At 72.4% G+C, this 15,650-nt stretch carries 14 protein-coding genes and 3 tRNA genes; 7 read left to right on the top strand and 10 right to left on the bottom strand.

Going from position 1 to position 15,650, the window contains the following annotated elements; all coding sequences use genetic code 11:
* Window positions 1-60 precede the first annotated feature (60 nt).
* The 8 genes from ACSLIC_RS12130 to ACSLIC_RS12095 form a co-directional block, all read right to left on the bottom strand.
* Window positions 61-136: transfer RNA gene (locus ACSLIC_RS12130), tRNA-Gly, on the bottom strand.
* A gap of 25 nt (window positions 137-161) precedes the next feature.
* Window positions 162-827: a response regulator gene (locus tag ACSLIC_RS12125; protein WP_436737679.1), complete on the bottom strand. Its 666-nt coding sequence runs from the start codon at window positions 825-827 to the stop codon at window positions 162-164.
* A gap of 9 nt (window positions 828-836) precedes the next feature.
* The gene (locus tag ACSLIC_RS12120) at window positions 837-2,192 is read right to left on the bottom strand and encodes a sensor histidine kinase (RefSeq protein ID WP_436737678.1); all 1,356 of its coding nucleotides are present in this window, start codon (window positions 2,190-2,192) and stop codon (window positions 837-839) included.
* Between the two features lie 32 nt (window positions 2,193-2,224).
* A complete protein-coding gene (locus ACSLIC_RS12115) occupies window positions 2,225-3,034 on the bottom strand; it encodes an ABC transporter permease (protein WP_436737677.1) in 810 nt (269 codons plus the stop codon).
* Entirely contained in the window at window positions 3,031-4,017 is a 987-nt protein-coding gene (locus ACSLIC_RS12110) for an ABC transporter ATP-binding protein (RefSeq protein ID WP_436737676.1), read from the bottom strand. Before ACSLIC_RS12110 ends, ACSLIC_RS12115 begins: the two co-directional genes overlap by 4 nt.
* Before the next feature lie 159 nt (window positions 4,018-4,176).
* Window positions 4,177-4,252 (bottom strand) — tRNA-Gly (locus ACSLIC_RS12105).
* 97 nt (window positions 4,253-4,349) lie between these two features.
* Window positions 4,350-4,421: transfer RNA gene (locus ACSLIC_RS12100), tRNA-Gly, on the bottom strand.
* 143 nt (window positions 4,422-4,564) lie between these two features.
* Window positions 4,565-4,882 (bottom strand): histone-like nucleoid-structuring protein Lsr2, encoded by a 318-nt coding sequence (locus ACSLIC_RS12095; protein ID WP_436740354.1) that lies wholly within the window; start codon window positions 4,880-4,882, stop codon window positions 4,565-4,567.
* A 381-nt stretch (window positions 4,883-5,263) separates the two neighbouring features.
* Here ACSLIC_RS12095 and purS point away from each other — a divergent pair, with 381 nt between their 5' ends.
* From purS to purM, 6 genes are all read left to right on the top strand, one after another.
* The gene (gene purS, locus ACSLIC_RS12090; protein ID WP_008409760.1) at window positions 5,264-5,515 is read left to right on the top strand and encodes a phosphoribosylformylglycinamidine synthase subunit PurS; all 252 of its coding nucleotides are present in this window, start codon (window positions 5,264-5,266) and stop codon (window positions 5,513-5,515) included.
* A complete protein-coding gene (gene purQ, locus ACSLIC_RS12085; protein ID WP_436737675.1) occupies window positions 5,512-6,222 on the top strand; it encodes a phosphoribosylformylglycinamidine synthase subunit PurQ in 711 nt (236 codons plus the stop codon). Before purS ends, purQ begins: the two co-directional genes overlap by 4 nt.
* Window positions 6,219-8,468, top strand: coding sequence for a phosphoribosylformylglycinamidine synthase subunit PurL (gene purL / locus ACSLIC_RS12080; protein WP_436737674.1), 2,250 nt, complete (start codon window positions 6,219-6,221; stop codon window positions 8,466-8,468). Before purQ ends, purL begins: the two co-directional genes overlap by 4 nt.
* Window positions 8,469-8,645: 177 nt before the next feature.
* Complete coding sequence (locus tag ACSLIC_RS12075; RefSeq protein ID WP_436737673.1) at window positions 8,646-9,440, top strand: sterol carrier family protein; 795 nt, start codon at window positions 8,646-8,648, stop codon at window positions 9,438-9,440.
* Between the two features lie 147 nt (window positions 9,441-9,587).
* A complete protein-coding gene (gene purF / locus ACSLIC_RS12070) occupies window positions 9,588-11,105 on the top strand; it encodes an amidophosphoribosyltransferase (RefSeq protein ID WP_436737672.1) in 1,518 nt (505 codons plus the stop codon).
* A 91-nt stretch (window positions 11,106-11,196) separates the two neighbouring features.
* Window positions 11,197-12,267, top strand: coding sequence for a phosphoribosylformylglycinamidine cyclo-ligase (gene purM / locus ACSLIC_RS12065; RefSeq protein WP_436737671.1), 1,071 nt, complete (start codon window positions 11,197-11,199; stop codon window positions 12,265-12,267).
* Between the two features lie 346 nt (window positions 12,268-12,613).
* On the opposite strand, the gene ACSLIC_RS12060 is transcribed toward purM, so the two are convergent.
* Both ACSLIC_RS12060 and ACSLIC_RS12055 read right to left on the bottom strand, forming a co-directional pair.
* Entirely contained in the window at window positions 12,614-12,865 is a 252-nt protein-coding gene (locus tag ACSLIC_RS12060) for a DUF3073 domain-containing protein (protein WP_436737670.1), read from the bottom strand.
* A 594-nt stretch (window positions 12,866-13,459) separates the two neighbouring features.
* Window positions 13,460-14,542: a Leu/Phe/Val dehydrogenase gene (locus ACSLIC_RS12055; RefSeq protein ID WP_436737669.1), complete on the bottom strand. Its 1,083-nt coding sequence runs from the start codon at window positions 14,540-14,542 to the stop codon at window positions 13,460-13,462.
* Window positions 14,543-14,726: 184 nt separating this feature from the next.
* On the opposite strand from ACSLIC_RS12055, the gene ACSLIC_RS12050 reads away from it, so the two are divergent.
* Window positions 14,727-15,605, top strand: coding sequence for a hypothetical protein (locus tag ACSLIC_RS12050; RefSeq protein ID WP_436737668.1), 879 nt, complete (start codon window positions 14,727-14,729; stop codon window positions 15,603-15,605).
* Window positions 15,606-15,650 lie beyond the last annotated feature (45 nt).

The raw sequence follows: 15,650 nt of genomic DNA, 5'->3' as shown, positions 1-15,650 counted from the left end.
ACCGGCATCGGCAACGCGCATACGGAGAAGCCCCGGTCCGATGGACCGGGGCTTCTCCCGTGGAGCGAACGACGAGGTTCGAACTCGCGACCTCAACCTTGGCAAGGTTGCGCTCTACCAACTGAGCTACGTTCGCCTGCTGCGCCGTGGCGCGAGCACCACTATACCCAACCGCGCTCGCGCGCGAGACGGACCGCCGCGTGCCGGTTCTCGGCGCCCAGCTTGGTGACGGCCGAGGAGAGGTAGTTGCGGACGGTGCCCCGGGAGAGGGCGGCCCGCTCCGCGATCTCCGCCACCGGCGCTCCGTCCGCCGCCAGTTCCAGCACCTCCGCCTCGCGGGCGGTCAGCGGTGAGTCCCCGGCCGCGATGGCGTCGGCGGCCAACTCCGGGTCGATGTAGCGGTTTCCCGCGTGGATGGTGCGGACCAGCTCGGCCAGCCGCTGCGCGCTCACCGTCTTCGGGACGAAGCCGCGTACCCCGGCGGCGAGGGCCTGCTTGAGGGTGCCGGGCCGGCCGTGACCGGTGACGATCATGACGCGGCAGGCGGGCAGTTGCTCCCGGAGCGCTGTGGCCACCGCCACACCGTCGGCGCCGGGCATCTGGAGGTCGAGGACGGCCACGTCGGGCCGGTGGGCGCGGGCCATCGCCAGCGCCTCGGGACCGGTCGCCGCCTCCGCGACCACCACCAGGTCGTCCTCCAGCGCGAGCAGCGCGGCCACCGCCCCCCGGATCAGGTGCTCGTCGTCGGCGAGCAGGACGCGGACGGGTGCCGCGCCGGGAACGGCGGGACCCGCGGGCGCGGACGGTTCGGGGCTCTGGTCGGTCATGGCCTCTTCCTACTCCACTTCCCCACGGGCCGACCTCACGGCGTCCCCCGCCGGAACGCCGGCCTCCGCCACGTCCCCCGCCGGCACGGGTACCCGCGCCACCACGCGGAACGCGCTCTTCCCGGCCGGCCCGGCCTCCAGGCTCCCCTGCTCGGCGGCGAGCCTCTCCCGCAGCCCGGCCAGGCCGTGGCCGCCGGTGGGCCCGGCGGGGGAGGCGGAAGGCGTCGGTGCGCCGTCGTTCTCCACGGTGAGTTCGGCGACGGCGGGCCGCCCCTTCGCGCCGGGGCCCTGCGGGGTGACGGTCAGGACGATGCGGCAGTGCTCGGCGTTCCCGTGCCGCAGCACGTTGGTGACCGCCTCCCGGACCACCCAGGCCAGCGCCGCCTGGACCGGGCGGGGCAGCCCGGCCGGCGAGCCGCTCACCGTGCAGGTGATCCCGGCGGCGCTCAGCACGCCCCGTGCGCCGAGGAGTTCGGTGAACAGGTCGGCCTCCCGGTACCCCCGGACCACCTCGCGGACCTCGCGCTGCGACTCCCGCGCGATCCGCTGCACCTCCTCCATCTGCCCGACCGCCTCGGGCCGCTCGCGCCGCGCCAGCCGGACCGCCAGCTCGCTCTTGAGCGCGATGACGGAGAGGTTGCGGCCCAGTACGTCGTGCAGGTCCCGCCCGAACCGCAGCCGCTCCTCGGCCACCGCGAGGCGGGCCCGGGTGTGGCGGGCCTCATCGAGCTCGTAGACGGCCTGCAGCAGCCAGACGGAGAAGCGCGAGGCCAGGGTGAGTCCGCCCGAGCTGAGCAGGGCGGAGAGGGCGAGGGCGGCGGCGGCCGGGGTCGGCATCAGGGGAAGGCCGAGCAGCAACCCGCCGAGCGTGGCCACACCCACCGCCACCACGCTCTGCCGGTGGGTCCGCAGCGCCAGCACGCCGAGGCCGCAGCCGAAGGCCAGGAGGAGGGAGTACGTCGCCGCGCAGGCGGTGTAGTAGGCGTCCGGGGGGCCGTCGGGCAGCGCGACGAGGAGAAGGGCGGCGAGTGCCGCGCCGACGAAGCTCCACGCGCCGTACACCCCCAGCAGCCGCCGGGGCTGCGCGCGGCGCCCGGCCGCCCAGTCCAGCGCCCGCCCGGCCAGCCTGTGCCCGAGGGCCGCGTGGACCAGCACCGCCCCCGCCACCGGCAGCGCGATCCCGGCCGGTACGGGGGCGAGCATGAAGAGGGCCGTCAGCAGCTGGATCACCGGGAAGATCTGGAACGAGATCCTGGTGTACGACTCCACCTTGGCGGCGGTGCTCTTCCGGCCCCACCAGGAGCGGGGCCGCCGGATCGCCGCCCGCGCGGTGGCGCCGTATGTGCTCTCCCCGGTCCCGGTCACGGTGATCCGTCCCTCAGCGCTCGTCGGTGCCGTCAGCGGCGGGGTTCCCAGCGGAACCACCGGCGTACAGCAAACAGGCTGAGCCCGATCCAGGCCAGTGACGTCAGCGCGGTGGTGAGGCTGGCGCCGGCCGTCAGCTCGCCGGTCCAGCCGCCGCGGATCAGGATCATCGCGCCGGAGAGCGGCAGCCGTTCGCAGACGGAGGCGAGGGAGTCGGGGAAGACCTCCAGCGGCACGACCATGCCCGAGCTGATGATCAGGACCATCAGCACCGGCATCGCCATGACCTGCGCGGACTCGGCGGTACGGCTGACGGCGCTGGTGAGGGCGGCGAGCGCCACCATCAGCACGATGCCGAGCAGGATGCCGGCCACGGCCAGGTGGGGCGCGGTGGGCGCGCCCACGTCGAGCAGGACGGCGCAGCCGACGATCAGCACGACCGACTGGACGAGCCCGATCACCACCGACGGCAGCGCGGTCCCGGCCAGGATCTCGGTGTCCCGCAGCTCGCCGGTGCGCAGCCGCTTGAGGACCAGTTCCTCGCGGCGGGTCGCGTAGATGGCGACCAGCGAGCTGTACACGGCGAAGAGGAGGGAGAAGCCGATGGCGCCGGGCAGGAGCATCAGCCCGAGGGTGAGCCCGTTGTTCTCCAGCATCTCGACGTCCACGGTCTGGGCGACGCTGAACGGCAGCGCGAACGGCACGAAGAGCGCCGCGAACATCACGCCCTTGCTCCGGACCAGCAGCGCCAGTTCGGCGCGGGCCAGGGCGGCGAGCCGCCCGAGCGGCCGGGTGCGCCGCGGCTGCCCGGCGGGCGCGGGGGAGGTGGTGACGGCGCTCATACGGCGGTCTCCTTCCGGCTGTCGAGAAGTGCGGGAGAGCCGGCGGCGGGCTCGCCCCGGCCGTCGGCCTCGCGGGCGATGTGCAGGAACGCCTCTTCCAGCGAGGCGGCCCTGACGTCCAGCGAACCGAGGGTGACGCCCGCGTCCCGGGCCCACAGGAGCAGGGAGGTCGCGGCCTGCTGGAGGTTCTGCGTCATCAGCCGCACGGTGCGCCCGTCGTGGGAGTGCCCGGTGACACCGAGCCGGTCCAGCGGCGGCAGGTCGCCGGGGAACCAGCCGTCGGGCAGGTCGAAGGTGATCCGCGACGGCTGCGCGCTCACCACGTCCTCGACGGTCCCCTCACTGGCGATCCGGCCCTCGTGGAGGATGGCCAGCCGGTCGGCGAGCGCCTCGGCCTCCTCCAGGTAGTGCGTGGTCAGCAGCACCGTGGTGCCCTCGGCGCGCAGTTCGCGGACGAGCGACCAGGTGTCCTGCCGGCCCTCGGCGTCCAGCCCGGTCGTCGGCTCGTCCAGGAACAGCACCTCCGGACGGCCGAGCAGCGCCAGCGCCAGGTCCAGGCGCCGCTTCTCGCCGCCGGAGAGCACCTTGACGCGTACGTCGGCCCGCTTGCCGAGCCCCACCATCTCCAGCGCCTCCCCGACCGGGCGGGCACCACTGGTGCACCCGGCCCACATCCGCAGGGTCTCGCGGACGGTCAGCTCGGAGGGGAACCCGCCGTCCTGGAGCATGACGCCGATCCGCGGCCGCACGGCGTCGCGTTCGGCGGCCGGGTCGTGCCCGAGAACCCGCACCCGCCCCGAGGCGGGCCGCGCGAGCCCTTCGAGCACTTCGAGCGTGGAGGTCTTGCCCGCGCCGTTGGTCCCCAGCAGCGCGAACAGCTCCCCGCGGCCGACGCTGAAGGAAACGCCCCGAACCGCTTCGAAGCCGCCCCCGTACACCCGCCGCAGATCGGTCACATCGATCACGTGGTCTTCGGTCTTCATGCCTCCACCCTCCCCGCCACCCCGGCCCTCCGGCAGTGCGCGCTGTCACCGGTCCACATGACAAATGTCAGAGACAGAGGGTTCAGCCCGGCGATACCCGGCCCGGCGTCGGCAAGAGCCCAAAGCGAAAGGCCCCAGTCAACGACTGGGGCCTTTCGATGGAGCGGACGACCAGGTTCGAACTGGCGACCTCAACCTTGGCAAGGTTGCGCTCTACCAACTGAGCTACGTCCGCATCGCATCCGACCGGCTCTCACCGATCGGCGCTTCCCTCACTCTACCCGAACTTCCGGGTGGTCCGAAGACCCCCGGAGGTTCGGGTGGTGCTGAAGAGCGGGTGACAGGAATTGCACACTGCGCCTCCCTCTTGGAAAGAGGGTGTTCTACTACTGAACTACACCCGCACGACCTGGGGGTTTCGGCCTTTCGGCCTCGCCCCTCGGCGTGCTCCAGACTTTAGCTGATCACCGGGGGTGTTGCGCAAGTCGGCTGCTCGCACCCCGGCGTCGAGCCCGGTGCCCGCACCCCCCGGCCGGCCCGGTCCCCCTCAGTTGGCCTCTTCGAACGCCTCGTAGACCCGCTTCGGGATGCGCCCGCGTGGCGGGACGTCCATCTGGTGCGAGCGCGCCCAGGCGCGCACCGCGGCGGGGTCGGCGGCGACGGAGGTCCGCCGGTAGGCGCGTCCGGAGGCGGACCGCTTGCGGCCGGCCCTCAGGTACGGCTCCAGCGTTTCGCGGAGCTTTTCCGCATTGGCTCGGTTCAGGTCGATCTCATACGACGTGCCGTCCAGCCCGAAGGCGACCGTTTCCGACGCTTCACCGCCGTCGATGTCGTCGAAGAGGGTGACCACGACTCGCTGCGCCACGAATATCGGTCCCTTCATGTGGCATCCCGGCCCGGGCTCCGCGGCCCGCGAGGCGGGCCCCGGTCGGGTGGCCGGGGCGCCGACTGCCGGGACGCGGTCGGGACGTGCGGTGATGCCGGTGGTTCGGCTGTTTCTGTGGAATGCCGCATTACTGCGGCCATTCCTTTGTACAGCGGCGGACAATCCTTGGGGAAGACCCTCTCATTGTTCCCTCGCGATGGCCCGGAATCCCTGCTGCGCGATTTTCCCTCGATTTTCCGCGAACGCATCACTTCTGATACCTGGACGTGATGCCCGTCACGCTCGCTACGCGCGTAGAAATTTTGGACGGGTACGCTGACCGAACCTGCTCAGCACCAGCACCACACACCGGGAGTGCCAGTGGCACGCGTCGTAGTCGACGTCATGCTCAAGCCGGAGATCCTCGACCCTCAGGGCCAGGCGGTGCAGCGTGCACTGCCGCGTCTCGGCTTCGAAGGAATCTCCGACGTACGTCAGGGAAAGCGTTTCGAACTCGAAGTGGACGGGCCGGTGGACGACGCCGCTCTCGCCCGTATCCACGAACTGGCGGAGACCTTCCTCGCCAACACCGTGATCGAGAACTTCACCGTGAAGGTCGAGGAAGAGAAGTGACCGCGGGACCCACCCCGGCCGCCCGTTCGCACACCCGGGTCGGCGTCGTCACGTTCCCGGGCAGCCTGGACGACCGCGACACCCAGCGGGCGATCCGGCTCGCGGGCGCCGAGGCCGTGCCGCTCTGGCACAAGGACAAGAGCCTCCAGCAGGTCGACGCCGTGGTCCTGCCCGGCGGCTTCTCCTACGGCGACTACCTGCGGGCCGGCGCCATCTCCCGCTTCTCGCCGCTGATGGAGAAGGTCATCGACGGCGCCCGCGCGGGTCTGCCGGTGCTCGGCATCTGCAACGGCTTCCAGGTCCTCACCGAGGCCCACCTGCTGCCCGGCGCCATGCTCGGCAACGACCACCTGCACTTCGTCTGCCGCGACCAGAAGCTGCGCGTGGAGAACACCGCCACCGCCTGGACCGGCGACTACGTGGCGGGGCAGGAGATCCACATCCCGCTGAAGAACATGGACGGGCGGTACGTCGCGGACTCCCGCACGCTCGACATGCTGGAGGCCGAGGGCCGCGTCGCCTTCCGGTACCTCGACGTCAACCCGAACGGCTCGCTCCGCGACATCGCCGGCATCACCAACGAGGCCGGGAACGTCGTCGGCCTCATGCCGCACCCGGAGCACGCCGTCGAGCCGCTGGTCGGCTCCGGCCGCACCGACGGCCTGCCCTTCTTCACCTCGATCATCAAGAAGCTGGTCAGCGCATGAGCCTGGACACGGTCAAGCACGCGGCCGACACCCCGGACACCGAGCAGCCCTGGGCGGAGCTGGGCCTCAAGGAGGACGAGTACGCCCGGGTCCGCGAGATCCTCGGCCGCCGTCCCACCGGCGCCGAACTCGCCATGTACTCGGTGATGTGGTCCGAGCACTGCTCGTACAAGTCGTCCAAGGCGCACCTGCGCCAGTTCGGCGAGAAGGCACCCGCGTCGGACGCCCTGCTCGTCGGCATCGGTGAGAACGCCGGCGTGGTCGACGTCGGCCAGGGGTACGCGGTCACCTTCAAGGTCGAGTCGCACAACCACCCCTCGTACGTCGAGCCCTACCAGGGCGCGGCCACCGGCGTCGGCGGCATCGTCCGCGACATCATCGCGATGGGCGCCCGCCCGGTCGCGGTGGTCGACCCGCTGCGCTTCGGCGCCGCCGACCACCCCGACACCCGGCGCGTGCTGCCCGGCGTCGTCGCGGGCATCGGCGGCTACGGCAACTGCCTGGGCCTGCCCAACATCGGCGGCGAGGTCGTCTTCGACGCCTGCTACCAGGGCAACCCGCTGGTCAACGCCGGCGCCATCGGCGTCATGCGGCACGAGGACATCCACCTCGCCAAGGCGTCCGGCACCGGCAACAAGGTCATCCTCTACGGCGCCCGCACCGGCGGCGACGGCATCGGCGGCGCCTCCATCCTGGCCTCCGAGACCTTCGACGACGCGAAGCCCAGCAAGCGCCCCGCCGTCCAGGTCGGCGACCCCTTCCAGGAGAAGCTCCTCATCGAGTGCACCCTGGAGGCGTTCGCCGAGAAGCTGGTCGTCGGCATCCAGGACCTCGGCGCGGCCGGGCTCTCCTGCGCCACCAGCGAGCTGGCCTCCAACGGCTCCGGCGGCATGCGGGTCACCCTGGACGACGTACCGCTGCGCGACTCCACGCTCTCGCCCGAGGAGATCCTCATGAGCGAGTCGCAGGAGCGCATGTGCGCCGTGGTCGAGCCGGAGAAGGTCGACCGCTTCCTCGCCATCTGCGAGAAGTGGGACGTCATCGCCACCGACATCGGCGAGGTCACCGACGGCGACCGGCTGGAGATCTTCTGGCACGGCGAGAAGATCGTCGACGTGGACCCGCGCACCGTCGCCCACGACGGCCCGGTCTACGAGCGCCCCTTCGCCCGCCCCGAGTGGCAGGACGCCCTCCAGGCCGACGACGCGGCCAAGCTGCCCCGCCCGGCCACCGGCGACGAGCTGAAGGAGCAGGTGCTCGCCCTGCTCTCCTCGCCCAACCAGGCGTCCAAGTCCTGGATCACCTCCCAGTACGACCACTTCGTGCAGGGCAACACCGTCCTCGCCCAGCCCGAGGACGCCGGCATGATCCGGGTCGACGAGGAGTCGGGGCTGGGCGTCGCCATCGCCACCGACGGCAACGGCCGCTTCGCCAAGCTCGACCCGTACCACGGTGCGCAGCTGGCGCTGGCCGAGGCGTACCGGAACGTCGCGACCACGGGCGCCAAGCCCCTCGCGGTCTCCGACTGCCTCAACTTCGGCTCGCCCGAGGACCCGGCCGTCATGTGGCAGTTCGTCGAGGCCGTCCGCGGTCTGGCCGACGCCTGCCAGATCCTCGGCACCCCGGTCACCGGCGGCAACGTCTCGCTCTACAACCAGACCGGCGACGTGGCCATCCACCCGACCCCGGTGGTGGCCGTGCTCGGCGTCATCGACGACGTGGCCCGGCGCACCCCGGTCGCCTTCGCCGAGGAGGGCCAGCTGCTGTACCTCCTCGGGGAGACCCGCGAGGAGTTCGGCGGCTCGGCCTGGTCCCAGGTGGTCCACGACCACCTCGGCGGACTGCCGCCCCAGGTCGACCTGGAGCGGGAGCGGTTGCTGGCCGACATCCTCATCTCGGCCTCCCGCGACGGCATGGTCGACGCGGCGCACGACCTCTCCGACGGCGGTCTGGTGCAGGCGGTCGCCGAGTCCTGCCTGCGCGGCGGGAAGGGCGCCCGGCTGGTCGTGCCGGACGGTCTGGACGCGTTCACCTTCCTGTTCAGCGAGTCGGCGGGGCGCGTGGTCGTCTCCGTGCCGCGCTCCGAGGAACTGCGCTTCACCGACATGTGCGGAGCGCGCGGTCTGCCCGCCACCCGGATCGGCGTGGTCGACGGGGACACGCTGGAGGTGCAGGGCGAGTTCGCCCTCTCCCTGCGCGAGGTCCGCGAGGCGCACGAGGGCACCATCGAGGCACTGATGGCCTGACGGCCCCCCCGAGGTCCCGGCACCGGTCCCGCGACCGGTGCCGGGACCTCGCGCGTCCACTCACTGTCTCAACTGCCGCCCTGCGGAGGGTGGTTGGGCCTGCCGTTCGGCCACAGGGCGCGGGCCGGGTCCTCGCCCGGGGCCACATCCGTCCCCGGGCGCCGTAGTCTCGGGCCCATGCCAGCAGCCTCCGCACGCCGCCCCCGTTCGTACGACCCGGTGAAGACCCGCGCGGCCGTGCTCGCGCAGGCCGCGCACGTGGCCGAGGCCGTCCGCGCGCTCCGCCCCGACCAGTTGGGCGCCCCCAGCGGGCTCGGCGACTGGAGCGTCGCCGAACTCGTCGCCCACCTGGCGAGGGGCGTCGACGGGCTGGGCTCGGGGCTGGTCGAGCCCGCGCCGGCCGCCGCCGAGACCACCCTGCTCGACTGGGCCGCCGGGACCGGCTCCCGCGCCGAGGGCAACGCCCGGGCCGCCCGCGAGGCCGCCGCCGGCCAGGACCCGGTGGAGCGGTACACCCAGGCCGCCGCGGACTTCGCCCGGCTGCTGGCCGACGTCCCGCTGGACCGGGTCATCGCCGTCCGTGCCGGGGCGATGACCTTCACCGACTTCCTTCTCACCCGCGCGGTGGAGCTGGTCGTGCACTCCGACGACCTGCGGCGCTCCACCGGAGTCGACGTCCCGCTCGACCGGCAGGCGCTCGCCGCCGTGGTCCGCGCCCTGGCGGACGCGCTGGCCGCCAAGGCCCCTGGCGGCTCGGTCGAGGTCCGCGTCCCGCCGTACGCCGTCGTGCAGTGCGTCGCGGGCCCGCGGCACACCCGCGGCACCCCGCCCAACGTGGTCGAGACCGACCCGCTGACCTGGGTCCGGCTCGCCGCCGGCCGTACCACCTGGGGCGAGGCCGTCGACGGCGGCCACCTCACGGCGGGCGGCGAGCGCGCCGACATCTCGGCCCTGCTGCCCGTCCTGTCCTGACCCGGACGAGCCGCCGGGTCAGGGGCGGCGAGCGATACCTCACACCCGCCCATCCGCCCGGAGAACCCGCAGGTCATGCGGGTGCGCTCAGGAAAAGGCGGGGTCCCCCATTCGGACCGGTGGTCGATCTCCCCTACACTCGGGGACGTGCCACGTGGTGACGGTCGACTCAATCACGATCTGCTCCCCGGTGAGAAAGGCCCCCAGGACGCTTGCGGCGTCTTCGGTGTCTGGGCTCCGGGCGAAGAGGTCGCCAAGCTCTCCTACTTCGGGCTGTACGCCCTCCAACACCGGGGCCAGGAGTCCGCGGGAATCGCGGTCAGCAACGGTTCCCAGATCCTCGTCTTCAAGGACATGGGCCTTGTCTCCCAGGTCTTCGACGAGACTTCCCTCGGCTCCCTGACGGGCCACATCGCGGTGGGCCACGCCCGCTACTCCACCACCGGTGCCTCGGTGTGGGAGAACGCCCAGCCGACGTTCCGCGCCACCGCGCACGGTTCGATCGCCCTCGGCCACAACGGCAACCTGGTCAACACGGTCGAGCTGGCCGAGATGGTCGCCGCGCTGCCGAAGGAGAACGGCCGGGCCACGCAGGTCGCCGCCACCAACGACACCGACCTGATCACGGCACTCCTCGCCGGGCAGACGGACGACGACGGCAAGCCGCTCACCCTTGAGGAAGCGGCCGCCAGGATTCTCCCGGACGTCAAGGGCGCCTTCTCCCTCGTCTTCATGGACGAGCACACCCTCTACGCGGCCCGCGACCCCCAGGGCATCCGTCCGCTGGTCCTCGGCCGCCTGGAGCGCGGCTGGGTCGTCGCCAGCGAGAGCGCCGCCCTGGACATCTGCGGCGCCAGCTTCGTCCGCGAGATCGAGCCCGGCGAACTCGTCGCCATCGACGAGAACGGCCTGCGCAGCTCCCGCTTCGCCGAGGCCAGCCCGAAGGGCTGCGTCTTCGAGTACGTCTACCTGGCCCGTCCCGACACCGACATCGCCGGGCGCAACGTCTACCTCTCCCGCGTCGAGATGGGCCGCCGCCTCGCCGCCGAGGCCCCCGCCGAGGCCGACCTCGTCATAGCGACCCCGGAGTCCGGCACGCCGGCCGCCATCGGGTACGCGGAGGCCAGCGGCATCCCCTTCGGCGCCGGACTGGTCAAGAACGCCTACGTCGGCCGGACCTTCATCCAGCCCTCGCAGACCATCCGCCAGCTGGGCATCCGCCTCAAGCTGAACCCGCTGAAGGAAGTCATCAAGGGCAAGCGGCTGGTGGTCGTCGACGACTCCATCGTCCGCGGCAACACCCAGCGGGCCCTGGTCCGGATGCTCCGCGAGGCGGGCGCCGCCGAGGTGCACATCCGCATCTCCTCGCCGCCGGTCAAGTGGCCCTGCTTCTTCGGCATCGACTTCGCGACCCGCGCCGAGCTGATCGCCAACGGCATGACCGTCGAGGAGATCGGCACCTCCATGGGGGCCGACTCGCTGGCGTACATCTCGATCGACTCGATGATCGAGGCCACCACCATCGACAAGCCGAACCTCTGCCGGGCCTGCTTCGACGGTGAGTACCCGATGACGCTGCCCGACCCCGAGCTGCTCGGCAAGCAGCTCCTGGAGACCGAGCTGGCGGGCGGCGCCGACGCCGCCGACGCCCTCCGCCGTCCGTAGCCGCAGGTAGCCCCGCCGCCCCTCCGCCGCGTGCCGTCACCGTCGACGGCGCGGGCGGGCCGCCGGGCCGGCCGACACGAAAGTCCGAGCCATGTCTGAAACCCCCACCGGCGCTTCGTACGCCTCCTCCGGCGTCGACATCGAAGCGGGTGACCGCGCGGTCGAGCTGATGAAGGACTGGGTCCGCAAGACCCGGCGCCCCGAGGTCCTCGGCGGCATCGGCGGCTTCGCCGGTCTCTTCGACGCCTCCGCCCTCAAGGGGTACGAGCGCCCGCTGCTCGCCTCCGCCACCGACGGCGTCGGCACCAAGGTCGACCTCGCCCGGCAGCTCGGCGTCTACGACACCATCGGCCACGACCTGGTCGCCATGGTCATGGACGACATCGTGGTCTGCGGGGCCGAGCCGCTCTTCATGACCGACTACATCTGCGTCGGCAAGGTCCACCCCGAGCGGGTCGCCGCCATCGTCAAGGGCATCGCCGAGGGCTGCGTCCTCGCCGGGTGCGCGCTGGTCGGCGGCGAGACCGCCGAGCACCCGGGGCTGCTCGGGCCGGACGACTTCGACGTGGCGGGTGCGGGCACCGGTGTCGTCGAGGCCGACCGGCTGCTCGGCCCCGACCGCATCCGGGAGGGCGACGCGGTGATCGCGATGGCCTCCTCCGGTCTTCACTCCAACGGGTACTCGCTCGTCCGCCACGTGGTCTTCGACCGGGCCGGCTGGAGCCTGGACCGCGAGGTGCCGGAGTTCGGCCGCACCCTCGGCGAGGAACTGCTGGAGCCGACCAAGATCTACTCGCTCGACTGCCTGGCACTGACCCGGACCACCGCGGTGCACGCCTTCTCGCACATCACCGGCGGCGGCCTCGCCAACAACCTGGCCCGCGTCGTCCCGGACGGGCTGCACGCCGCGATCGACCGGTCGACCTGGACCCCGGCGCCCGTCTTCGACCTGGTCGGCAAGGCTGGCCAGGTGGAGCGGCTGGAGCTGGAGAAGACGCTGAACATGGGCGTCGGCATGATGGCCGTCGTTCCGGCCGGTTCGGTCGAAGTGGCGCTGACCACGCTGCGCGACCGCGGGGTCGACGCCTGGGTGGCCGGTGAGATCACCCGCCGCGGCGGCGAGGCCACCGGGGCGACCCTGACGGGTGACTACGCGGCCTGAGCGGACGGTGCCGCGCCGTGACCCCCCGGACACGGCGCGGCACCCGCCCAGAGCGGTGACCAGGAATGGCGATCATGGCTTCGAGAAGGACGGCGGGAGCGGAGCGAGTGGCCCGGAAGCTGCCGAAGCGACCGACGGCGGTGGTGCGGATCGCGGCATCGCCGACCCGGCCCGGGACCGGTCGCACTGAGGCGGCGGCCCCCGGGTGGCCGTGCGGTGCGCGGGTACGCACGCTTCAGCGCGTGGCTCGCACCACGCGCTCGCTCACTCGGTCTGTTGTTGCGCAGGACAGCACAGAACCCGGTCCGGAACCTGGATGGTCCCTGACCGGGTGCTCGGTGCTAAGTCAAACGCCGCGGCGTTGCTTCGACGCGGGACCGGACTCGTCGTCCTCGTCCTCGTCGTCGTTGTACAAATCCGCGTACTGTGCGTACGGGTCCTCGTCCTCGTCATCCTCGAACGGCTCGCCGTTCGGAGGTTGACTCGAAGTCGATGCGCCCAGCTCGCTGGCCAGACGCGACAGGTCAGTCCCGCCGCTGTTGTACTTCAGCTGGCGGGCGACCTTTGTCTGCTTGGCCTTGGCCCGGCCGCGCCCCATGGCTCGACCCCCTCGGTGACGGGGCTCGACGGCCCCAGAGTCTTGACACGCGTTCATGTTTCGAGACGGACTCTCCGTGGGGAGTCCGTGCCCGTAGGGCTTCCACGGTACCTGCTTCCGCGTGCTTCCGGTACGCCGCCCACCGTACGGACCGGTGGTCAGCACCGTCGAGGAGCCCCTGTCCTCGCTGGTCAGCTGCGAGTTTAACCCGCCGGGTGACGGCGACCCGCCGACGGGCGTGAGTCTTGTCTCCCCCTTGGCCGGGTGTGCCGACCGCCCTGACCAGTACCTGACCAACTCCGCCGGTCGCCCCTCCCGCACCGGCGTGCGCCGCTCCAGGGCCTGTTCAGAGCGTGATCGACAGTGAGCCGAAGCGTGATCGCCCTGCTGGCGCGCCGTTTCCCCGGCCTTCGCCAGCGACCGGCCGGCCGCCGCGCGCACTGCCTTCCCCGCCGAGCCTCTCGGGCGTTTCGGTCGGATACGTCCCGTGATCGCCACCGCGCTCTCTGCGCGCCCCCAGCCAGTCGAATCCCCCGCCGTGTGCGTTCACGGCGGGGGGAAGTTGGCTGGAAATGATCGCTGTCCGGGGGTGGATCAGGCCCGGCCGCCCTCCGCCATGCGCTGTTCGGCGAGCCGGTCGGCGGCGGCCGCGGGGGGCACGCCATCGGACTTCGCACGTGCGAAGATCTCCGACGTCGTGTCGAAGATCTTCGTCGCCTTCTGCTTGCAGCGGTCGAAGTCGAAGCCGTTCAGCTCGTCGGCGACCTGGATGACCCCGCCGGCGTTCACCACGTAGTCCGGCGCGTAGAGGACGCCGCGGTCGGCGAGGTCCTTCTCGATGCCGGGGTGGGCTAGCTGGTTGTTGGCGGCGCCGCAGACCACCCGGGCGGTGAGCGCGGGGACCGTCGCGTCGTCCAGCGCGCCGCCGAGGGCGCACGGGGCGTAGACGTCGAGCCCGGCCGTGCGGATCAGCGCCGCGGTGTCGGGGACGGCCGTGACCTCGGGGTGCCGCTCGGTGAGCAGCCGCACGGCCTCCTCGCGGACGTCGGTGACGACGACCTCGGCCCCCTCTTTCAGGAGGTGGTCGACGAGGTGCCGCCCTACCTTGCCGATCCCGGCGACGCCCACCTTGCGCCCGCGCAGCGAGGGGTCGCCCCACTGGTGCTGGGCCGAGGCGCGCATGCCCTGGTAGACGCCGAAGGCGGTGAGGACCGAGGAGTCGCCGGCGCCGCCGTTCTCGGGGGAGCGCCCGGTGGTCCACCGGTTCTCGCGGGCGACCACGTCCATGTCGGCGACGTAGGTGCCGACGTCGCAGGCGGTGACGTACCGGCCGCCGAGCGAGGCGACGGCGCGGCCGTAGGCCAGCAGCAGCTCCTCGGTCTTGTCGCGCTCGGGGTCCCCGATGATCACGGCCTTGCCGCCGCCGTGGTCCAGCCCGGCGAGGGCGTTCTTGTACGACATGCCCCGCGCGAGGTTGAGTGCGTCGGCTACCGCCTCGGCCTCGTCGGCGTAGGGGTAGAAGCGCGTGCCGCCGAGGGCCGGCCCCAGGGCGGTGCTGTGGAGGGCGATGACGGCCTTGAGGCCGCTGCTTCGGTCCTGGACGAGCACGACCTGCTCGTGGCCGCCCCGCTCCGAACGGAACAGGGTGCGCAGGACGCCGTCGGATACGTCGGTCACGGTGGTGACTCCCGGTGAGATGCGGCGGATGGGCGGTGTCCGTAGAGGTGGCGGACGCCGTGGCACGAGAGTAGAACGAGCACGTGCCCCGGTCGTCCCCCGAGCCTGATCTTCCCTCGCCCGGGTGGCCCGGCGTGGCACGATGCGCGAGATGCCCGAGCCGGAGTCACAGGGAGGGAGCGGGGTGCCCCAGGTGTCCGCGGTCAGGTTTCCGTACGCGTCGTACCTGCGGGTCTACGAGCCGCTCGGCGCCTTCCTCGAGCCGGAGCGCGGCTACTGGGAGCGGTACGCCCACGAGGCCGAGCCGCCCTCGTACGAGGAGGAGCTGCGGGCGCGGCTCACCGCGGTGCTGGCGACGCCCCCGCTGCCGGCCCCGGAGCGGGAGAGCGCCGATGCCTTCGTGCTCTGGTCCGGCGAGACCCCGCTGATCTGCCCGTGGACCACCCGGCTGCGGTGCTGGGAGGCGCTCGGCCAGACGGCCGAGCGGCTCCCGCCGGCGGTGCTGGACGCCGCGCTGCCCTCGGCGGTCCGCGCGGAGGCGGCGGGCGCGTACGCCCGCCACCTGGAGCGCCACCCGGACGCCCGGGCGTGGATCAGGCAGGCCGCCTGGTCGGTCCCGTTGAGCTGGTTCGTCCTCGTCGGCGACGAGGACCGGGAGTACGACCGGGGGACGGAGGGCCAGGCCCCGTCGCTGCGCTACCGCACCCCGATGGCGCAGGCCCGCCGGCGGGTGGCCCGCGGGCTGCGCGCGCTGCGCGACAGCGTGGCCGCGGCCGACCCCTCCGAGCGGGGGGTGCGCCAGGCCGGCGGGCCGCTGGTGGCGAGCCTGGTAGATGTAGGGCGGTGGCTGGAGGAGTTCCACCCGCGGGCACTGGTCGAGTTGGACTACGGCGGGCTGGTGCACGTGCTCTCTCCGGAGGCGCTCGACGCCGACCGCTCAGCGGCCGACGTCGCCTCGGGCGTCCGCGCGCTGGGCGTCGGCGACGACGTGGTGGCGGGCGAGGCGTACGCGCGGCTCGTCGAGCGGTGGCGTGCGGTGCGCGAGCGGCAGTTCGCCAACTGAGCGCGGGCGCGCGGGCCGGGGTCCTAGGACCTAGGTCCCGATCCG

The organism is Streptomyces sp. BBFR102 (assembly GCF_051397025.1).
Lineage (GTDB): Bacteria > Actinomycetota > Actinomycetes > Streptomycetales > Streptomycetaceae > Streptomyces.
This window is presented reverse-complemented; position numbering and strand designations above follow the sequence as displayed.